20 protein-coding genes and 1 CRISPR repeat array are annotated in these 18,954 nt (G+C 52.4%); of the genes, 6 read left to right on the forward strand and 14 right to left on the reverse strand.

The window, feature by feature from the left end; translation table 11 throughout:
• Positions 1–260 precede the first annotated feature (260 nt).
• Positions 261–623: a CRISPR-associated protein Csx16 gene (csx16, locus tag Q394_RS0118360; protein ID WP_211248856.1), complete on the reverse strand. Its 363-nt coding sequence runs from the start codon at positions 621–623 to the stop codon at positions 261–263.
• Positions 624–673: 50 nt separating this feature from the next.
• Here csx16 and Q394_RS22550 point away from each other — a divergent pair, with 50 nt between their 5' ends.
• A complete protein-coding gene (locus Q394_RS22550) occupies positions 674–787 on the forward strand; it encodes an AAA family ATPase (protein WP_156946926.1) in 114 nt (37 codons plus the stop codon).
• A gap of 152 nt (positions 788–939) precedes the next feature.
• On the opposite strand, the gene cmr6 is transcribed toward Q394_RS22550, so the two are convergent.
• From cmr6 to Q394_RS0118420, 12 genes are all read right to left on the reverse strand, one after another.
• The gene (cmr6, locus tag Q394_RS0118365) at positions 940–2,070 is read right to left on the reverse strand and encodes a type III-B CRISPR module RAMP protein Cmr6 (protein WP_028490530.1); all 1,131 of its coding nucleotides are present in this window, start codon (positions 2,068–2,070) and stop codon (positions 940–942) included.
• Entirely contained in the window at positions 2,067–2,456 is a 390-nt protein-coding gene (gene cmr5 / locus Q394_RS0118370; protein ID WP_028490531.1) for a type III-B CRISPR module-associated protein Cmr5, read from the reverse strand. The genes cmr6 and cmr5 overlap by 4 nt, the downstream gene beginning before the upstream one ends.
• On the reverse strand, positions 2,453–3,331 hold the full coding sequence (gene cmr4, locus Q394_RS0118375) for a type III-B CRISPR module RAMP protein Cmr4 (protein ID WP_028490532.1): 879 nt from the start codon (positions 3,329–3,331) through the stop codon (positions 2,453–2,455). The genes cmr5 and cmr4 overlap by 4 nt, the downstream gene beginning before the upstream one ends.
• 12 nt (positions 3,332–3,343) lie before the next feature.
• Positions 3,344–4,540, reverse strand: a complete 1,197-nt coding sequence (gene cmr3, locus Q394_RS0118380; protein WP_028490533.1) for a type III-B CRISPR module-associated protein Cmr3 — start codon at positions 4,538–4,540, stop codon at positions 3,344–3,346.
• Positions 4,537–6,465, reverse strand: coding sequence for a type III-B CRISPR-associated protein Cas10/Cmr2 (gene cas10 / locus Q394_RS0118385; RefSeq protein ID WP_028490534.1), 1,929 nt, complete (start codon positions 6,463–6,465; stop codon positions 4,537–4,539). The genes cmr3 and cas10 overlap by 4 nt, the downstream gene beginning before the upstream one ends.
• Positions 6,462–7,490 carry a type III-B CRISPR module RAMP protein Cmr1 gene (cmr1, locus tag Q394_RS0118390; RefSeq protein ID WP_028490535.1) on the reverse strand — a complete coding sequence of 343 codons (1,029 nt, stop codon included), beginning with the start codon at positions 7,488–7,490 and terminating at the stop codon, positions 6,462–6,464. Before cmr1 ends, cas10 begins: the two co-directional genes overlap by 4 nt.
• Positions 7,491–7,587: 97 nt before the next feature.
• The gene (locus Q394_RS0118395; RefSeq protein WP_028490536.1) at positions 7,588–7,770 is read right to left on the reverse strand and encodes a hypothetical protein; all 183 of its coding nucleotides are present in this window, start codon (positions 7,768–7,770) and stop codon (positions 7,588–7,590) included.
• Between the two features lie 226 nt (positions 7,771–7,996).
• The gene (gene csm6, locus Q394_RS21140) at positions 7,997–9,142 is read right to left on the reverse strand and encodes a CRISPR-associated ring nuclease Csm6 (RefSeq protein ID WP_038142102.1); all 1,146 of its coding nucleotides are present in this window, start codon (positions 9,140–9,142) and stop codon (positions 7,997–7,999) included.
• 261 nt (positions 9,143–9,403) lie between these two features.
• A CRISPR array of direct repeats spans positions 9,404–10,204; the repeat unit is 36 nt; unit sequence GTCTTAATCCCTTTTAAATCAGGGCGGTCTTCAGAG.
• 184 nt (positions 10,205–10,388) lie between these two features.
• Positions 10,389–11,375: a CRISPR system precrRNA processing endoribonuclease RAMP protein Cas6 gene (gene cas6 / locus Q394_RS0118405; RefSeq protein ID WP_028490537.1), complete on the reverse strand. Its 987-nt coding sequence runs from the start codon at positions 11,373–11,375 to the stop codon at positions 10,389–10,391.
• A gap of 6 nt (positions 11,376–11,381) precedes the next feature.
• A complete protein-coding gene (gene phaR / locus Q394_RS0118410) occupies positions 11,382–11,834 on the reverse strand; it encodes a polyhydroxyalkanoate synthesis repressor PhaR (protein ID WP_028490538.1) in 453 nt (150 codons plus the stop codon).
• Between the two features lie 192 nt (positions 11,835–12,026).
• On the reverse strand, positions 12,027–12,755 hold the full coding sequence (phbB, locus tag Q394_RS0118415; RefSeq protein ID WP_028490539.1) for an acetoacetyl-CoA reductase: 729 nt from the start codon (positions 12,753–12,755) through the stop codon (positions 12,027–12,029).
• A 141-nt stretch (positions 12,756–12,896) separates the two neighbouring features.
• On the reverse strand, positions 12,897–14,081 hold the full coding sequence (locus Q394_RS0118420; protein WP_028490540.1) for an acetyl-CoA C-acetyltransferase: 1,185 nt from the start codon (positions 14,079–14,081) through the stop codon (positions 12,897–12,899).
• 186 nt (positions 14,082–14,267) lie between these two features.
• Here Q394_RS0118420 and phaE point away from each other — a divergent pair, with 186 nt between their 5' ends.
• The 5 genes from phaE (at position 14,268) to Q394_RS0118445 (ending at position 18,390) form a co-directional block, all read left to right on the forward strand.
• A complete protein-coding gene (gene phaE / locus Q394_RS21800; protein ID WP_028490541.1) occupies positions 14,268–15,497 on the forward strand; it encodes a class III poly(R)-hydroxyalkanoic acid synthase subunit PhaE in 1,230 nt (409 codons plus the stop codon).
• A 29-nt stretch (positions 15,498–15,526) separates the two neighbouring features.
• Positions 15,527–16,588: a class III poly(R)-hydroxyalkanoic acid synthase subunit PhaC gene (locus tag Q394_RS0118430; protein WP_028490542.1), complete on the forward strand. Its 1,062-nt coding sequence runs from the start codon at positions 15,527–15,529 to the stop codon at positions 16,586–16,588.
• 58 nt (positions 16,589–16,646) lie between these two features.
• A complete protein-coding gene (locus tag Q394_RS0118435) occupies positions 16,647–17,066 on the forward strand; it encodes a YqaA family protein (protein ID WP_038142105.1) in 420 nt (139 codons plus the stop codon).
• Between the two features lie 46 nt (positions 17,067–17,112).
• The gene (locus Q394_RS22810; protein WP_028490544.1) at positions 17,113–17,700 is read left to right on the forward strand and encodes a hypothetical protein; all 588 of its coding nucleotides are present in this window, start codon (positions 17,113–17,115) and stop codon (positions 17,698–17,700) included.
• A gap of 90 nt (positions 17,701–17,790) precedes the next feature.
• Positions 17,791–18,390 carry a Uma2 family endonuclease gene (locus Q394_RS0118445; RefSeq protein WP_028490545.1) on the forward strand — a complete coding sequence of 200 codons (600 nt, stop codon included), beginning with the start codon at positions 17,791–17,793 and terminating at the stop codon, positions 18,388–18,390.
• A gap of 46 nt (positions 18,391–18,436) precedes the next feature.
• Here the strand turns inward: Q394_RS0118445 and Q394_RS0118450 are convergent, their stop codons facing one another.
• The gene (locus Q394_RS0118450) at positions 18,437–18,952 is read right to left on the reverse strand and encodes a hypothetical protein (protein ID WP_028490546.1); all 516 of its coding nucleotides are present in this window, start codon (positions 18,950–18,952) and stop codon (positions 18,437–18,439) included.
• Between the last annotated feature and the right edge of the window lie 2 nt (positions 18,953–18,954).

Below are 18,954 nucleotides of genomic sequence, written 5' to 3' on the forward strand. Positions count from 1 at the left end.
GCGTCTTAATCCCTTTTAAATCAGGGCGGCATTCAAACCCCGCCGTTCGTCGGAAACGCTGTGGTTTCAACAACTTGCGGTGTATGAATTTTGACATCAAATCGGTGTTTCAGAGTTAGCATTTTCAGGCTCGCGGATTGAATGCATATTGACTGGTTTCTCAGCAAATAAGCGGTTGGCAACTTGTAAAAGAGCACAAATAAGCAGCCTTACTTGTTGCAAACATTATAAGCAAAAACCACTTATGTGGCTATTACTTTTTAGTTTTTCTGTGCCGAATAGCCTTCCAGCCGCGCCCCGTAGGTGCGCATATTTTCCGCTGTCAGCTCCTTGCCCCGCGCATCCGCTGGCAGCTCCAGCGTCAGGTGGAAATAGTCCCCGCCGCGTGCATTCACTTCCGCCACCAGATTGATCGGCAGCGTGCCGAGCACCCGGTCGCCCGGCTGCACGATGTCCACATCGAAATGCGCCAGCCGCTCATCAACGTGGAAGCCTTCCGATTCTGCCCAAGCGACCGCGCCGGGGTGGCGCGAGATGAAATAGGTGGTCATGTGTTCCTCTTGTTGTGGTGTCAGCAAAAAACGCAGTGTAAGGGCAGGGGCTGGGTTTGGCGAGTTTGGCAAGCTTGTCTGATGCTATACTGGGGGCATCCACTTTAGACAGGCTTGACGGCATGGAAAATTTACTCAACCTACCCATCGGTATCCAGAGTTTCAGCGAGTTACGTACCCGCAACATGCTGTACGTGGATAAAACCCAACCAATATACCCTCGACTACCCCAATAGCGAAGTGCGCGAATCGTTACGCGGAAAAGTATCGCGCCGACCCACGCCCGAAGGTGTTAGTCGGCATTAACTTTAGCAGTGAGGCGAAGACGGTGGAGGGGTGGAAAACGGAGGTGTTGGCGTGATAGCAGCCACACATCAATTTCATGGCCTCATTCAAACAGCTCAATCTTCAACATTTCTTTCTTGGCAACATATGCATACACTTTAACCCCTTTTCCGGCTTTCATTGCCTTGACCGAAGCTTCGGGTAAAATGGCCAGAAGTTCAGCAGATTTATTGCCTGTTGCGAAGGCAAGCTGTTGCCCGCTGCGCTCAAGGTAGAGTGATTGATTACGGGCATTGATTTTCAGATAACCCTCCAGCCGTTCAGCATCACTAAGCGCGGCCGCTTCTTGCAGGGCTTTGACCTGTTGTTGCTGTTTTTCCGGGTCGATCATTCCGCCGTAACCCGTAGCTGTTTTACCGCCTGCACCCGTTTGTTCCAATGCCCGTTCCAGCACATCCATAACGTCTGCAAGTTCAATCGCAGGGCGTTTGCCTGTATTGGGGTATTGGCGCAAAGCAAAGCTGAATTGCAGGGTAATATCTTGCGCCGCTAAAAACGAGACGGGTACAGGGTCATGCCAATCGGCGGGAACGGCTTCGGCTGTACCTGCTGCTTGATCTGTGCCGCCTTTTTCGTACCACTTGCCCATGTGCGGGGTCATGATGTCGACCACCAGTGTCACGGGGCTGATGGGGAGAGCATCAAAGAAAACCAGCTCACCCGCTTGGGATGCATAGCCATCCGCAGAAGGATTTTTATCGGTGCTACCAAACCATTGCAGCAAGAGTTGCTGTTTGTTTTCCTGAGTGTCATCCAGCCAGTTTTCGATGTAACTACGAACCAGACCTTTAACAGCCGCCCCTGTCAGGTAAGGCACACCCAAGGTCGGATGCCACGCAAAACCGTTTTCTACCGGATGCGGATTACCCATGCCGGTGACAAAGTGCCAACTGGCTTTGAAGGCATGGCTTTTGCCTTGCAGACTGTCAGCCAGTTTCATCTGCGCTTGGGCATGACTGGCAAGTTGCTTGGCATCGCCGACTTTTTTGTTGCTGAAGTGTTTCAGTAACCAGTAAGCGTTGCCCATCTGATGATTATGGGTGGTTGGTTTCAAAACCTCCCAATGGCGATGGTCATCATATTGGTCGAAAAAGCGCTCGAACCACAGGCCGAGATTACCGTCCTTGTCGCAGTTGGTCGGTTTATCACAGTTGGCATATAACGGTGCTGTCATTGATTATGCCCCCCGTTGTCATCGCCATCGGTCATGAAGGCTTTGGCGAATTTCTTTACCCAGTCCATCAGGGCTTGGGCTTCGGCTTGGGCAAGACGGTAAGCGTGCATGTCTTTCGTGGTAATGCCTGTCAGCAGATTGTCACAGCCTGCATACGGCTGCCCCGTTTGGCACAACCAGCCGGATAGGAGGGTATATAACTCACCATGTGTGCCGCCCTTGGATTTGAAGAAAGCAGCAGCTTGCCCCAAACCATTCATGTGAATCATCGCGGGCAAGCTGGATGCGTAACTCTTGTATTCCTTCTTGTCCACGTTGCGGCGTAAGGCAGCTTCGACTTGTTCAAGGGCATATTTTGCGCGTTGTTGCTGGATCGTTTGCATCATTTACCCCCCAATGCTTTGACTGCGCACCAGCCCATGCCGACGGTTTCATTGCCACCGACTTGCAGCCACGGTTGTTGGGTAAATAAGCCGGTGACAGCACCCAGAATAGATTCGGCTGGCATTTCAGCATTTTGTGCACGGGCTTTGGTGGCGCTTAAACCAACATACAACAGGGTTTCAGGTGGCAAGGTTTCTTCATACCACAACGCACCGTTGCGCACGGTTTTGGTGTCGGAATCAATCGCAATGTGTGCGTTTACCGGGGTGGCGTGTTGGCACAGATGCGCGAACATATCGTTGCTGACAATCACCAATTGCTGTTGCAATGCTGTTTCTGCGTCATCACGTTGCATCAGGTTTGCCAGTGACTTGATCAGCCCATCCAGATTCTGCATGTTGGCATCGAAGCGGTATTCTTCCAGAAACAATGCGCCGTCTTTAGTTTGCTGGGGAACAACCGCATTATCGCCAGTGACGGCAGGAATGGATTCTTGTAAGGCTTTCATCCCAAAACGTTCGGCATCGCGCTTAAAGCGTTTCAACGCATCCGGGCAAGTCACCCATTTGAATTGTGAGGTGAGGGAACGGATAGGCAGCAGTAGTAGCCGCGCATCGCTGACCATGATTGCACCAGCATGGTCGCTGGCGTTTTGGGTAGTGGGGCCAAAAACACAAATGACGCTGTTATTGTCTTTGCCGTATTGGGTTTCAGCACGGGTACGCAATGCGCCTTTCATGGCAGAACCAAAGACACAAGGCCAGCCGTTATGCCCTTCGCGCTGAATCGGCAGATCAATAACGCCTGTGTTTGAGCCTGTGCCTGCGTGGATCGAGGTTTGTGCCAGTAAGCCCAGAATAGTGTTTGCTTGTTGCATGGTATGTTCCCTTTAATCTTTTAACCACAGCCCAGCCGCCAGATGACCGTAGCCATACGCGCTGAGTTCGCCGATTTGTGTGTTGTGTAAGGCTTTGATTGCCGCTTGTGTGTCGCCGTTTTTGGCCTTACAGAAAAATACGCTGCCCGCCGGAATCAGGCTGGTGACGGCGCGGGGTTGGTGTTTTGCCATATCCCAGCCGCCTTCGCGCAAGGCTTTGCCCGTGACCGCGCCGTGTAATTCCAGCTCGATACCGTTAAGTGTGCCTGTCCAGATAGTTTGGTTGTCACGTTCTTCGCGGCTAAAACCGAGATGCGCGGCTTGCGGCATATTCAGTGGTGTCAGCAGGTACAGTAGCAAACCTTGGGTATTGCCATTGGCATCGGGTGCTTTGGGCAAGTGATTGCTGGTCTGTTTTGTCTCTATGCTGGCAGTACGCCCTTCGCCACCCAAACGGATGATGGACTTGGCAGGCATCGTTTCAGGCAAACCTGCGGTATCCAGCTCAACCGATAATCCTTGATGCGGCCTGATGTGCTGGGTTTGATAGAGCAAACCTTTTTCAACGGTGCGGGTGCTGTTGTCGCGGGCAATGCCGACTCGTGATTCACGCTCGAACAGGTCGCTGGCTTTCTTGATGTGTTTGGGGTCGGGTTTGCCGCCGCTCAATACGGCACTTAAGCCGTCACTGGTAAGCCAAGTGTTTTCGAGCGGTTTACTGCCTTTGGCATCGTCATTGTCGGGGAGTTTGGGCAAACGTACCTGCTTATCTAAATCGCACCAAATGCCTTTGCTTTCCAAGGTCAGGCGGTAAAAGCTTTGATCTTTTTGCATCAGTAACAGTGGCGCAGGGTAGAGGCGTTCACGTTTGCCATCTGTTTCCCAGGCCAGCCACGCGCCTTGAAAATGTAGCTTGCCTAAGTCATCGCCAAAGCCAATATCGGCAACGCTGGGATGATTGGCATCAAATTCGCGCCAATCAACGTTCAGGTGTTCGCCAATCAGGGTGCGGATTGCGCCTGCCAATGTCCGTACTGGCGGTGGGAATACGCTTTGCAGTTCGCCCATCGACTCCATCGGGCGGGATTCGCGGAAAAACAGCGTGTCAGTGGCGTTAAAACTGAGTGTGACTTGCCCATTCGTATTCACGGGTTTAGACATTGCCTTTTCGCTCTGAACTTTCGGCTTGTGCTTTTTATTCTTGCTCATCGTTCTACCCCTTTTTGTGACAAGAAACGCACCAGTAATGCACCCCCAGCTTCTAGCCGTTCGCTACGCTGCCATTTTGTGGTGTCGGTTTCTTCAATATTACGAGTGACAGGACGGCACTGAATCATCAGTGGGCGGATACGGTCTTTGGCTTCATTCATCGTTTTTAAGTCAGACTTGCCGGAGTTGAGATACTCCATCGCCATCAATGCTAGTGCGTTCCCATCTGTTAAAACACGTTCTTGTTTTTTGGTGGGGTCGGGGTTGAGTAAATCAAACCGTTCGCGGATTTTGTAGAAAAACTTGCTGGAAAACTGTTCTTTATCCTTTGCAATATTCTGGAAGGTAGTAGCAATGTCTTCCAGATAGGTATTGCCCGTCTCAGGATTCAAAGCGATTTCCCACGGTTGTGCCCACTCTATTTGCAAGCCGCCCGGTTTCCACACGCGGATGGCGAGTGCATCGCGCCCGCGCCCGTCTTTGGCAACTTCATCCAGCAAGTGATGCGCGTCTTTCAGCACTTTGGTCAACGGGGTCTTGATGTGAGCGAACTCAATTGCACCTGAGAGTGTGGTAGGGATGCCCGAGTCTTGGAAACAATCCATATAATGCTTGCGCAGTTCTGCGGCGCAGGGAATCGCATCTTCCAGCGGGAGGATTGCCAGCACGTCATCACCGCCTGCATAAATCAGAAAGCCGTTGTGCTTTTGTACTTTTGCAGGAACGCCGTCGGTAAATTTCGCCAAACCGGTTGTGATGGCGGTTTGTTTCTTCAAGTCACTCATGTGCTTGCCGAGTGAGTCACCGTCCATCAACAAGATGGCGTAAAACGGTGAGACAGGTTCAATGTCAGCACTTTTGTTGATGGCTGCCAGTTTGTTTTGGACTTGTTTGGCTTGTACTTGATCAGCGAACACGTTTTTGTTTTCCAGCATATTGCTGAAGAACACGTTACCGTCGAGCGAGCGCAGGCGTTTGAAGTCCTTGGCATTGGGCAATTGCTCCAGACAGTGGATATTGGTTTCCCATTCACCGTATTCCCTGCCAGTCAATGCAGCCGCAGCATCGTGAAATTCCTGCAAGGCACGCGGTTCTGCTTTCAGAGCTTGTTCCAGCCAATGCACAGCAGCCATGTAGGTGACGGATGGAACAGCACTCGGCACTTCCCACCCCTTCAGTTGCCAACCCTGCGACATTTTGTGATCAATCAGTTTGAAATGGCGGCTGAAGCGGCGTTTGACAAAGGCAATGGCACACAAGGCTTCGTTTTCCGCCAAGTCACTTTTCATGCCGTAGCGCCCATTGTCACGCACGCTTTTCCAGAACTTGTTCATGTCCGCCTTGTTCGGGCTGAGTTCGCCGGAAAGCTCTTGCCAGCCATCCATCATGGAGCATTTCACACCGGGTTCGTTAGGTGGCGTGTAGGTGCGCCAGTTTTTGCGTTTATCCAGCGCAGAACTGTCGTTTTGCTCAGGAGTGATGACCCAGCTCATATCCCAGAAACTACCGATTTGCCGTTCCCAGATGAGGGATGCCTCACTTGAAGGGCTGAAATCCCCCAGGTCACGTTCCCACACTGAATCTGCCAAAGCTTTCCATGCTTCCTGCACAGCCTCAACAACCTGTTCCGGTTTGAATGTGTCGGGGTTAACAGCCGCGACTAATCCTTTAAAACGGTTGGGAATGCTGCCTTGCGTGGGCTTATTGCTCTTACCCTTACCGATTAACCATGCCATGTAATCTTCGTCAGGCTTAGGAAATTCAACCTTTCCATCCTGATGCTTCACCGCTTGAATCGCGACGGCTGCCAGCCATGACAGAATGAAGGAGCCTGCCCAGAAATCACGGGTACGGCGAGCTTGCGAAACGAAACCTTGCACGGGGCCGAGGGTGAAGTGGAAGTAGTGTTGTTTGTTATCGCTCATACCAATACCGCCGAAGGTAATTTTTGCAGAAATTGACTCGCCAAAGAATAATCAACGCTTGCCAAAGCAGTATCGGTGTGGAACTCAGCAGGAAGAAACAATGTTGCTCCCACAAATTGCGAACCGACTGGGTGGACATGGAATAACAAGGGGCTGGCACGCCGTGCATTGCCCTCCAAGGCTGTTCCACCTGCATAAGGCATCCCAAAAACCCGTTTTTTAGAACCACGCAAATCACTGGGCTGACCGCGATAATCTTTAAAGGTTTGCCCCAATATTGCATGGGCTGAACGGGCATTACTGGCAATTTTTGCACTGATGCTGAACTGCGTTTCCTTACAAAGGGAAGTGAATGGCGCTTGCTTGATTGTCGCTAAACGATAGCTTGAAAACAGTTTGCTAACGGCTGCTTGGTAATCCGTAACGGCAGCAAACTTCAGCGAAGTGCTGTCCAGTGATTCAATGGCGATTGCACCAAATGCACGTCTTGCTCTGCTTCCCAAGCCACCTAACAAACCCCAGGCTGTTAAGGCGTCGCGTAGCTGTTGCTGACTCTCGGCCGATACGTCGGGTAAACACAGGAGTTCTACACCAAACGTTTGGTTTTCAGTGATGTATTCGCGGTGAGGCTGGAAATTGTCTCTTGCACGATTACCGCTTTCCCACAGTCCAATCCCTAAATACCCGCTAGGATCATTGCCACTATGTGGCCAATCGGTAGCATGGGCGAATTTTAGCGAGTTGGTATTAACCCGCAGGGTAAAACGGGCAGCTTTGCCGTTGTCGGCGGATGTGCCAAATAGGGCACTCTCCTCACGGTGCAGACGTTGTAAAGCAGCCGTATCTGATTGGATTTCAGCGCGAATCTGTCCCCAATTTAACGCACGCCACCAAAACCGTAATGCGCCTTTCACAGAAGCAGGCGATATGCCCGATGCTTTTTGCTCTGCGTCCCCAATGAACATAGGCGTAACGATGCGATACGTCGCTTTGATGACGTGCGGCGCTTTGAAAGCTAATGCCATAACAGCCCCTTTGTGATAAACCCAATAAATGATATTTATGATTTTTAACTAAACAGCACCGCCTGTCACGGATGACAAGCTTGTCAAACCTAGCCCTTCATGTCTGCCAAGCCGACCAGCCCTTACTGGCTGATTCCAACGCTATCGTCCAGCCTTGCGCTGGCGACAATACCGCTGGGGGCGTTTTCTCCCACGGGTCACTAAAAAATGTGGCTTCAAATTTTTGTAAGCCTGTCACTATTCCACGGTAGAGCCAGACCCCATACACACCGATTCCCATCTACCAATCCCCACTGAATTTGTTTGTTACGTTGGGTTGGAATCAAGCAAGCTTTGCACCAACCACCGTGCTGTCCATATCCGAATTACCCAAGCTAGCCACGATGATTTTTCTTTTTTTATACCAGTGTGGATTTGTTAGCATCCTGAAGTTCTTCGCAGGCTTTTGCTCGGATAAGACTTGGCTTAAGTATTCCTGAATAATTCAAGGTTTGCCGTGACAAGAGTCACACTACCGCCAAGTTCGGGTGAAAGTCGAGTGCATCCAGCGGTAGGTTGAGGCCAAAGTGGGTACGTGGTTTGCTGCCGTGCGGCTGGATAAGGTAAGGCTCGGCCGCTGCCATGCCCAGCGCTTTTTTCAGCGCTTTGTGGGTGTGGGATTTGCGTTCCTCAAACCACGGTTTGGTGATGCCGTCGCGCAAGGCCAGCGCGACTTGTTCGTAACTGCCGGTTTGCCCGTGCAGGCGTTGGTAAATGTGCAAAAATTGGCTGGCCAGATCGGGGGTTTCTGGCGTTGTCCAATGCACTGGGGGTTGGTTTTGCGCACAGCGGTGCAACATCCACGCATAAAACGCCAGTTGCACCGGCGGCATGGGGACGGCAACCCCACCGCAGTGCAGGCTGGTTCGTTGCCAATCCAATTGCACTTGCACCGGGTCGAAGCGGCGTTGCGCGGCGTGGATCGTGGTGCTGAACGTGCTGTTGCCTTCGAGTAACTCGGTCGGTAAACCTTCACGCAAGCGCACGAAGGGAATGTCCGCCAGCGTGACCTCCACCTTGGCGGCATCAAAGCCGCTGCCATCTTCGCGCATCACCCAGACCGGGCGCGGTGGCGGGTAGTAAAATTCGCGGTTGAAATAATATTCGTCTTCGATCAGCACATGGCTGAGGCGGTCTTGCGGCCTGCCGAACAGCGACAGCGCGTAGCCGATGTAATACGTCATGGTACGGCGTCCACCCGACAGCGAGACGTGCAGGCTGGTGTGCGGGTCAGCGGTAAAGTGCCGCACCGTGCGGGTGATGAAATCGGCGGCGTGGGTGTTGTCGGTGCCGTTGCGTACATCCTCCAACGCTATGCCTTGCGCATCGGTAATCAGGTGGATGTGGCTGGAGTCGAAAGCTGGCGGAGGCAAGGCGTAATCCGCACACAATTTCCCCAGTTCATTCTGGCGAGTGGCGCACAAACCAGCACGCACATACTCAGCAACGCGTTGGGTGGTGATGATATGCACTTCGGTGGGCAGCCACGGCGGGTCAGTTTGCAGCGCCAGCGCGTAACAGGTTTCGGTCACAATTTGCGGGGAATAGGCAGCGACCGCGAGCAGGATGCGGCGCGGGTACGTATGGGGCAGAGTAGGGTGCGGCTGGTTCATCGGGGAAAGTATAAGTGGAAATGGGGAAGAAATCCCCAGGGACTATGCCAGCGTCACTTGGCGTTCTGTGTAGGGGCGTATTGCATACGCCCTCTTCGGGGGATTGTCTGAACGGTGATTGATGGGATTAGTGTGATTAACGGGATGTGGGTTGTTCTCTTTAATCACACTAATCCTTTAATCATGAAAATCAAGGTTCAGACAATTAAATCAGGGCAGTCTTCAGAGTCAATCTGGCGTACTGTTCTGTATGCGCGAAGAGTTTTAATCCCTTTTAAATCAGGGCGGTCTTCAGAGCCTCTGCGCCTTGCTTGTTGCTTGCAACGCTGGGTTTTAATCCCTTTTAAATCAGGGCGGTCTTCAGAGCAAAAGCGCCTTGCTTGTTGCTTGCAACGCTGGGTTTTAATCCCTTTTAAATCAGGGCGGTCTTCAGAGAGAGATTGTCAAACAACCACCTAAGATGATCAGGTTTTAATCCCTTTTAAATCAGGGCGGTCTTCAGAGTGCTCAAAAAGAGCAAAGCAAGTTACCCGAAGTGACGTTTTAATCCCTTTTAAATCAGGGCGGTCTTCAGAGTCTTCTCATCACGAACAAAGGATTGAGTGGGCGTTTTAATCCCTTTTAAATCAGGGCGGTCTTCAGAGATCCAGCTACTACGCATCATCAGCATTCGATCGTCTTAATCCCTTTTAAATCAGGGCGGTCTTCAGAGAGCGGCGCAAGCAGCATTAGGGCGACAATCGAAGGGTCTTAATCCCTTTTAAATCAGGGCGGTCTTCAGAGGTCTTGATAACCGAAACAATATGACGCTGGCTTGGTCTTAATCCCTTTTAAATCAGGGCGGTCTTCAGAGTTTGTACGGAATGACTGACCTCAGTAAATGTCGTCTTAATCCCTTTTAAATCAGGGCGGTCTTCAGAGAAAAAGCTATTGCGATTCAGTTTTTCCAGAGGAGTCTTAATCCCTTTTAAATCAGGGCGGTCTTCAGAGTTTGCAGCAATTTTTATGTTCTCGCTTTTTGGCATGGTCTTAATCCCTTTTAAATCAGGGCGGTCTTCAGAGGGCTCGTGTCTAATCGGCCTTTTGAATCAGTGGGTTACAGAGACCCTTAGCAGGAAATCGGCTGTATAAAAAGTTGCCTTGCTATAAAATTAACCGAGTTAGGTTTTTAAACAGCTCACACCGTGCGCCGACTGTGTGGATAGATTGATATTATACCAAACGCTTGCCCGATGAAAGGTCGATTTCAATCTTCCTTTGTAACAGGTGGGCAGAGGGGATTTTCTTCTCCCTCACCATGCAGCGCATACTCGCCCATGCCCATCACCGCCCCTTTACCCGCGTGTACCCATTGCCCCAGCCACAACCACGGCCAGAAATCCTCCAACCCCGCGCCCGCCAAGGCAAAGCTGCCCACCAGCCCGCCCATTTGCACCTTGTTTTGCTGGCGGTTGGAATAGCGCGACCACTCATGCCAATGCAAGTCCACCGCGTGCAACGCCACGCCAGCCGCCTGTTGGCTCAATGCCTTGAAATCGCCCGGCAGCTCCACCCCCGCATGATAAGCGTGCAACAAGGAAATCCGCCGCATCACCGTATTCATGAAAAGCTGAAAATTGAAACGCCCGCTGCGGATCGGCGTTCCCTCCTGCAACAAGCGTAACGGCGTCTGCAACACCACCCGCACCTGTTCCGGCAACGGCGGAATCAGCGGCACACTGCCCGGCAATGCCTGCAAACTGCCACCGGGTGTATGGATAGTTTGCCACACTCCACCCCCCGCCACGGTTTCCTGCGCCACCGCCTCCAGCGCATAACGCCCATCACCCTTACCGATTCCGCGTTCCCCCACCTGCCGCATGGCATGGATAAGGTAAGGCAAATGCGCAATCGCCGCCCCCAACAAGGTCAAATGCAGCACAAAGCTTTCCCCCGGCGCATATTGCCGCCCCGACGTAGCCAACGGTTGCATGATATAAGGGTGGGGCGCGGCGCTGACCTTTTGCAGCAAAGGCTCATGCCCCGCTGGCGTCTCAAACACCTGACTGTAAACGCACGAACGCCACAACAAACAGTTGCGGCAATCAGGTTCACGGGTAATACACACGGTATGGCGCAGTGCATGACCAAACGCGCCCCGCCACGTCGAGCCAGCATAAGCCGGGAATTGGATGGAAGTCAGCGCCCGAAACGCAAAACGGTAACGGGTGACAGGTAAGCTGAAATCGGGCATGGAAAGTTACTTCTTCGGCTTCAACGTACCCATAATGCTTTCTTGCATCTTCTGCCAAGTTTGCACGTTTTGCTCGCCGACTTTCATCCACGCATCCAGCGGTGTGCCGGTCAAAACCTTGTGCATTTGTTCCTGCATAGCGCTTTGCTGGCTGGTAAACAAACCGACACTTTGCTCCATGTATTCCATGAAGCCCTTGCGGGTAGCGTCACTGTAATTGCGGATGAATTGTTCCAGAATGTCAGCGCTAAACAACGGTTGCCCGCCCGACTCCTGTTCCATAATGATTTGCAGCAAGATGCTGCGGGTAATGTCATCGCTCGATTGCCGGTCGATGACTTTGAAAGGCGTTTCCGCCAACACCAAATCGCGGACATCGCTCAGCGTGATGTAACAACTCTGGGTAGTGTCGTACAAACGGCGATTCGGGTATTTCTTGATAATGCGTTCTTCGGCCATAGGATCTTCGTCAGTGCTACTGTGATGAAATAAATAAAATTAACGGCTGCTGCGTGAAAGCAGCTTCTGAAGGGGATTTTATAGGTTAACGTTTTGTTATGTACACAAAAACAGTATGGCAATGCACAAAAGTGGTGAATAGAAGGGGGGGAATTGGGGTAGGGGCGTATTGAATACGCCCCTTGAACAATATCAGTGAATGAACTGACCACCGTTGGCAGAGATGTTCGCACCAGTGATGAAACCCGCTTTGTCGGATGCCAAGAAGGAAACGATCGCAGCCATTTCTTCAGGTGTACCCAAACGGCCAACCGGGATTTGCGCAATGATTTTGTTACGCACTTCTTCAGCAATCGCCATAACCATTTCAGTCGCGATGTAGCCCGGTGACAAGGTGTTGATGGTCACGCCTTTGCGAGCCACTTCCTGAGCCAACGCCATGCCGAAACCGTGTACGCCTGCTTTGGCAGCGCTGTAGTTGGTTTGGCCAAACTGGCCTTTTTGACCATTGATGGAAGAAATGTTGATCACACGACCAAAACCACGCTCAGCCATTTCGTTAACGAACTGGTGAGTGACGTTGAACACGCTGTCGAGGTTGGTTTTCATGACCGCAGCCCAATGTGCTGGGGTGATTTTCTTGAAGGTCGCGTCACGGGTGATGCCTGCGCAGTTCACGATAATGTCAACTTGACCGAAATCAGCAATAACCGATTCTTTCAGTTTGACGCAATCGTCATAGTTGCTGACATCGCAAGGGTAGATGGCTACTTCGTAACCCTGCTTGGCTTGCCATGCTTTGGCTTGCTCTTCTGGCTCGAAGTAAGTGGTGACAACTTTGTAGCCATCTTCTGCGAATTGCTTGCAAATCGCGTTACCAATACCGCCTGTACCGCCTGTTACCAGTGCAACTTTACTCATATTCAATACTCCTATGTGTGTTTACCCCTCACCCCAACCCCTCTCCCTCAAGGGGAGAGGGGCTAAGAAAAGGGAAGGTATATATAATCTTTGTTCCCCCCTCGCCCCTTGAGGGAGAGGGGGCTAGGGGGTGAGGGGTTCTTAAACCGCTTCAACGGCCATCGCTACGCCTTGACCGCCACCGATACACAGTGTCGCCAGACCTTTTTTCGCGCCCGTGCGCTTCATGCCGTGCAGCAGTGTGACCAGTACACGAGCGCCGGATGCACCAATCGGGTGACCCAAAGCAATTGCGCCGCCGCTAACGTTGACCTTGCTCAGGTCAAAGCCAAGGCTTTCATTGACCGACATAGCTTGTGCTGCAAACGCTTCGTTGGCTTCGATCATGTCGAGGTCAGCCACTTTCCAGCCTGCTTTTTCCAAACATTTAGTGGTAGCAGGGATCGGGCCAGTGCCCATGATCGCTGGGTCAACGCCCGCGCTGGAGAAGGACACGATACGTGCCATCGGGGTCAAACCGAGTTCTTTAGCCTTGGCTGCGGTCATCACGATCACGGCGGCTGCACCGTCGTTGATGCCGGAAGCATTGCCCGCTGTGACCGAGCCGTCTTTCTTGAAAGCCGGGCGCAGTTTGCCGAGGGAAGCCGCTGTCGTGCCAGCGCGTGGGAATTCGTCCGTGTTGAACACGACCGGGTCGCCTTTACGCTGTGGGATGACGACAGGGATGATTTCTTCGTTGAATGCGCCCGCTTTTTGCGCCGCTTCAGTTTTCTGCTGTGAACTAGCTGCAAACTCATCTTGCGCTTCACGGCTGAAACCGTACTTGTCAGCGATGTTTTCAGCGGTAATGCCCATGTGGCAATCGTTGAACGCACACCACAGGCCGTCCTTGATCATGGTGTCGACCATTTTCCAGTCGCCCATTTTTTGGCCGTTACGTGAGTTAGGCAGAACGTGCGCGGAAGCACTCATGGTTTCTTGGCCACCTGCGATCACGATGTCAGCATCGCCACAAGCGACGGCTTGGTAAGCCAGATGCACGGCTTTCAAGCCACTGCCGCAAACCTTGTTGATGGTCATGGCTGGAACTTCGTTGGGCAGACCCGCTGATAATACGGTTTGGCGAGCCGGGTTTTGGCCAACGCCAGCGGTCAGTACCTGACCCAGAATGACTTCATTGATTTGCTCAGGTTTCAGGCCGGAACGTTCCAGCAGTCCTTTGATGACAGTTGCGCCGAGTTCAGAAGCAGGAATGGCGGCGAGTGCACCACCAAAAGTACCAAGTGCAGTTCTGCCTGCGGCTACGATCACTATATCTTCGCGCATGAAACGTTCTCCTAGGGTATAAAGTAGCTAAATCTTTGTGGTATATGTTCAGGTTGTCAACAATAAGCTGAGATGCTTGCTCTTGGCAAGTCGTAAAGTAGGCGACTGTCAACATTGTTGCGATGCACAAAGTAGCATGTTAAGCTGCTAAAAGACACTATTTTTACGTGGAGGATGGGTACTGTGATGGTAGATTGGTCTGAAGATATGATGAAAAACTGGTCTGATGCACAACGTCGCTATTGGGATGCGTGGTCAGATCTTTCCAAAATGGGGCAACCCGGTCATTCACCCGCTGGGCTTGGTATCCCCGGACTTGGCGCTCCTGGATTCGGTGCTCCTGCCTGGACGCAAGGTCTGGAACAATGGTGGAAAGCCGTCAGCCCACATACAGTACCCGGTGCGTCTACCGACGCTTTCCAGCGCATGGTCGAAATGGGCAAGGTGTACATGAACCTTGCTGAAAATGCTTACAATGCCCAACAAACAGGCAACGCTGATAAAGACACCATCACAACGTGGATGGATTCGATGGAAGCCGGTTTCCGCCAATGCTGCGGTCAGCTTGAAATGGGTAAGTTTGGCGCTCACGGTTTCGGCGTAGGCCAGTCGGCGATGGATAGCTGGCAGCGCGTGCTCAACAGCATGGGAATGCAGGCATTTCAGGAAATGGGCGCGGGTGGTTTCCACATGCCGACATCTGAAAACTGGAGCGAGCAACTGCGCAAAGTGCTAGGGACGCCTGCTGTCGGTTACAACCGCGAATCGCAGGAACGCTTGCAAGCACTCTCCCAACTGAGTGCTAACTATCAGGAAGCGATGGATGATTACCTGAAAGCCTTTGCTAAACAGGGGATCGAATCGGTGCAAGCCTTGCGCGAACGGGTTGAGGCAATGCGTAACGATGGCAAAACAATCAATTCCCTGCGCGAACTCTATGATTTGTGGGTCGATGTCAATGAACAGGTGTACGCCAAGTTTGCCATGACGGATGAATATCAGGTGGTGTACGGCGATTTGGTCAATGCGTTGATGGCGCTGAAGCAAGGCATTAATGCCGAGCTGGATAGCGTGTATGCATCCGCTAACCTGCCCACTCGCACAGAGATGAACGCGGCCTTCGAGAAACAGCAAGCCTTGCGCCGTGAAAATCGCGCTTTGCGTAAACAGTTACAGGAATTGTCCCGCAAGGTCGATGCACTGGCAGCGGCACAAGCAGCGCCTGCACCTGTTGCCCCCAAGGCTGTCGAGCCTAAGCCAGCGCCTGTTGCTGAGCCGCCGCCGATCATGCTGGCAGAAGCTACCCCTCCGGTGGCAAAACCTGCAATCAAAGCGACTGTCGCCACAGCAGCCCCGGCAAAGCCTAAAGCAGCGGCAAAACCCAAAGCCCCTCGCGCTAGCACCAAGAAAGCCTGATCAGCACTGGATATTCAAGGAGAACGAACATGCCGTTTCAAATGCGTCCAGACGAAATTCTGAACGAAGTAAAAACCTTCAATGAAAAGCTCGCGCAGGGTATGACCAATCTGATGGAAGTCGGTGAGATTTCCACCGGCGTTACCCCGTTCGAGGTGGTGTACACCGAAGACAAGCTCAAACTGCTGCATTATCAGGGCACGGCGGAACCGACCAATAAAGTGCCGATGCTGATCGTGTACGCGCTGGTGAACCGCCCCTACATGACCGATATTCAGGAAAACCGTTCTACCATCAAAGGTTTGCTGGATGCCGGGCAGGATGTCTACCTGATCGACTGGGGCTACCCGGATGCTTCCGATCGTTACCTGACTATCGACGATTACCTCAACGGTTATCTCGATAATTGTGTGGATGAAATCCGTGCACGTCACAGCGTCGATGCGGTCAACCTGCTGGGGATTTGCCAAGGCGGTGCTTTCAGCCTGTGCTACAGCGCGATGCACCCGGAAAAGGTCAAAAATCTGGTCACAATGGTCACGCCCGTTGATTACCACACGCCGGACAATATGCTCAGCCACTGGGTACAAAACGTCGATATTGACCAACTGGTCGACACCATCGGCAATATTCCCGGCGAAATGCTCAACTGGACGTTCCTCAACCTGAAACCGTATCAGTTGATGGGGCAAAAGTACCTCGGCATGGTCGACGTGATGGGCGATAGCCAAACCCTGAAAAACTTCATGCGCATGGAAAAGTGGATTTTTGACAGCCCGGATCAGGCTGGTGAGACTTTCCGCCAGTTCATCAAGGACTTTTTCCAGCAAAACAAGCTGCTGAAGGGCGAGGTGCAGATTGGTGATTACACCATCGACCTGAAAAACGTGACTGCGCCCGTGCTGAATATCTTTGCCGAACAGGATCATCTGGTGCCGCCGGATGCTTCACGGGCGTTGAAAGGCGCAACCGGCAGCGACGATTACACCGAGCTGTCGTTCAAAGGTGGTCACATCGGTATTTACGTCAGCGGCAAAGCGCAAAAGACGATTCCGCCCGCGATTGGCGAGTGGTTGACGGCGCGTAGTTAAGAAACCCCTCCCAGCCTCCCCTTATCAGGGGAGGTGTTGGCTGTAGCACGGCATCCTTATGTCTTACCTCCTGCTGTTTTTCTCGGCGCTGCTGGCAGCCACCCTGATTCCTGCCCAATCGGAAGCTTTGCTCGTGAGTTTGTTGCTCAACGGGAAGGATTCGTTTTGGCTGTTGATTGCCGTCGCGACATTCGGCAATACGCTGGGGTCGGTGATTAATTGGTGGCTGGGGCGCTATCTGGAGCATTTCCGGGAGAAGCGTTGGTTTCCAGTTAACGCAGTGACCTTGGAGCGGGCGCAACAGCAGTTTCAGCGCTATGGGTGGTGGGTGTTGTTGTTGAGTTGGTTGCCGATTGTGGGTGATCCACTGACTATGGTGGCGGGGGTCATGCGGATGCCGTTGTTACCGTTCGTGGCGGTGGTGGCAGTGGCGAAGGGCGTGCGGTATTGGGTGTTGGGGTGGTTGGTGATGGGGTAATCCACCCCGCTCATGCTAAACCAGCAAGCATTACTGCATTGACCCGATGCAGCGCCTCGACTGGGAAGAAATTCGCTACCTGATTGGTGCAGAAAAATACTTCGTGCTGCACGCCCCGCGCCAGACGGGCAAAACCAGTACCCTGTTGGCGATGATGGAAGTATTGAACCAAAGCGGTGAATACAACACCCTCTACGTCAATATCGAAGGAGCGCAAGCCGCCCGTGAAGATGCTCGTTGGGGCATGACAATGGTGTGCCAAAGCATCGCTGCCCGTGCCAGTGATTATGGTATTGAGCCAAGTTTACCCGATCTGGCGAAATCAATTCTGGCAGACACTGACCCCGGCGTTGCCGTCTTGCAGAATGATGACCTGCAATACGTGGAAGACTTGGGGCTTATCCGAACAAGCCCGCAAATCGCCATCAGCAACCGCATCTATCAGGAAATCATCCCGCGTGAAATTACCTGGCAATGGCAAGCGACCATTACCCACCAGCAAGCATGGTATCTGACCCCGGAGCGCCGTTTGGATATGGTGAAATTGTTGACGGCTTTCCAGCAGTTTTTCCGCGAAAACTCGGATGTGTGGCTGCAAGGTTTGCCCTACAAGGAAGCAGGGCCGCACTTATAACGACGAATCAAGCACACATCCGCAGCAAAATACCGCCGTTTTGGTACGTGCGCTAACATCAAGCGAAGAACTCGTTTAGGAGCAAACCTAATGCCACCACTAGCACACCCACTCGATTACCTCAGTGTCGACGACTACCTTGCAGGCGAACGCGAGAGCGAACAGCGATACGAATACGTTGAGGGAAATGTGTACGCAAGGGCGGGGGCAAGCACCAACCATAACCGTATTGCGGGCAATTTATATGCGTTGATCTGGAACCACCAGCGCGGTAAATCGTGTTTCCCGATGACCAGCGACATGCTGGTGAAAACCACCGCCAAGCGTTTTCGCTACCCCGACTTGATGGTGGTGTGTGACGATGACCCCTCGCAAGATACCTATGTCCGCGAAAGCCCGATTCTGATTGTGGAGGTGCTATCTGGCAGCACGCACCGCCAGGATAAAACCGAAAAACGTGCTGAATACCTCGCCTTGCCCAGCTTGCTGGAATACGTGCTGATCGAGCAAGACATTGCCGAAGTCGTGGTGCAACGGCGTAGCGAGGCATGGCGTTCCACCTATTACTACCCCGGCTCAACGGTGACGTTGGAATCCATCGGCTTGACTGTCCCGGTCGAGGCGATTTATGAGCGCGTGGATAATGCCGACATGCGCGTGTTTTGGGCGGTTGGTGATGAAGCCTCCTAAGCAAAAAGCCCGCTAGAAGCGGGCTTTTGTTAATGGCTTAATGTTATCAGTTCCACACAATCGTTGGATGGGTGTTGGCATTCGCGGAACGAGCGCTAGCCCCTGCTGTCGCAGCCAAAGTAAACTCTTTATAGACTGGGGCTAAGTCAGGATCTGCAAACCAGATGACACCAATGACCGAATTAACATCGTTGGTTAGTTCCATTTGCGACTGGTAAAGGCCATTTACCAGTGTTGCCTGTACCAGACAACTGTCGTAATTGATGTTAAATGTGCCATCACTTTCTGAGCTGTATTTCGTGCACAGAGACAACATGCCTTCGGTGGTTCGAGCCTCCGGTACATCGAATTGAATATCGATGGTGCGTGCTGACGCGAAATCAAACTCCGGTGCAGCAATAATCGCTGCCGTGCTAGTGGCTTGAGTGTTGCTTTCCAAGGGGGCTGTGGTGTTACTGGCAATGGTTGTATCACTAGTCGACGTGCCAGCAACAGTACCGCCGCCGCCGCCACATCCCGTTAGAAGCACCATCAAGGAAACTACTGTTATGATCTTTTTCATAC

The sequence above is a fragment of the Thiothrix lacustris DSM 21227 genome, from assembly GCF_000621325.1.
GTDB lineage: Bacteria > Pseudomonadota > Gammaproteobacteria > Thiotrichales > Thiotrichaceae > Thiothrix > Thiothrix lacustris.

Excerpts from the sequence above, each read along its gene's own strand:
- Q394_RS22550 (WP_156946926.1), top strand. The coding sequence starts at position 674 with ATGGAAAATTTACTCAACCTACCCATCGGTATCCAGAGTTTCAGCGAG.
- cmr6 (WP_028490530.1), bottom strand. The coding sequence starts at position 2,070 with ATGACAGCACCGTTATATGCCAACTGTGATAAACCGACCAACTGCGAC.
- cmr5 (WP_028490531.1), bottom strand. The coding sequence starts at position 2,456 with ATGATGCAAACGATCCAGCAACAACGCGCAAAATATGCCCTTGAACAA.
- cmr4 (WP_028490532.1), bottom strand. The coding sequence starts at position 3,331 with ATGCAACAAGCAAACACTATTCTGGGCTTACTGGCACAAACCTCGATC.
- cmr3 (WP_028490533.1), bottom strand. The coding sequence starts at position 4,540 with ATGAGCAAGAATAAAAAGCACAAGCCGAAAGTTCAGAGCGAAAAGGCA.
- cas10 (WP_028490534.1), bottom strand. The coding sequence starts at position 6,465 with ATGAGCGATAACAAACAACACTACTTCCACTTCACCCTCGGCCCCGTG.
- cmr1 (WP_028490535.1), bottom strand. The coding sequence starts at position 7,490 with ATGGCATTAGCTTTCAAAGCGCCGCACGTCATCAAAGCGACGTATCGC.
- Q394_RS0118395 (WP_028490536.1), bottom strand. The coding sequence starts at position 7,770 with ATGGGAATCGGTGTGTATGGGGTCTGGCTCTACCGTGGAATAGTGACA.
- csm6 (WP_038142102.1), bottom strand. The coding sequence starts at position 9,142 with ATGAACCAGCCGCACCCTACTCTGCCCCATACGTACCCGCGCCGCATC.
- cas6 (WP_028490537.1), bottom strand. The coding sequence starts at position 11,375 with ATGCCCGATTTCAGCTTACCTGTCACCCGTTACCGTTTTGCGTTTCGG.
- phaR (WP_028490538.1), bottom strand. The coding sequence starts at position 11,834 with ATGGCCGAAGAACGCATTATCAAGAAATACCCGAATCGCCGTTTGTAC.
- phbB (WP_028490539.1), bottom strand. The coding sequence starts at position 12,755 with ATGAGTAAAGTTGCACTGGTAACAGGCGGTACAGGCGGTATTGGTAAC.
- Q394_RS0118420 (WP_028490540.1), bottom strand. The coding sequence starts at position 14,081 with ATGCGCGAAGATATAGTGATCGTAGCCGCAGGCAGAACTGCACTTGGT.
- phaE (WP_028490541.1), top strand. The coding sequence starts at position 14,268 with ATGGTAGATTGGTCTGAAGATATGATGAAAAACTGGTCTGATGCACAA.
- Q394_RS0118430 (WP_028490542.1), top strand. The coding sequence starts at position 15,527 with ATGCCGTTTCAAATGCGTCCAGACGAAATTCTGAACGAAGTAAAAACC.
- Q394_RS0118435 (WP_038142105.1), top strand. The coding sequence starts at position 16,647 with ATGTCTTACCTCCTGCTGTTTTTCTCGGCGCTGCTGGCAGCCACCCTG.
- Q394_RS22810 (WP_028490544.1), top strand. The coding sequence starts at position 17,113 with ATGCAGCGCCTCGACTGGGAAGAAATTCGCTACCTGATTGGTGCAGAA.
- Q394_RS0118445 (WP_028490545.1), top strand. The coding sequence starts at position 17,791 with ATGCCACCACTAGCACACCCACTCGATTACCTCAGTGTCGACGACTAC.
- Q394_RS0118450 (WP_028490546.1), bottom strand. The coding sequence starts at position 18,952 with ATGAAAAAGATCATAACAGTAGTTTCCTTGATGGTGCTTCTAACGGGA.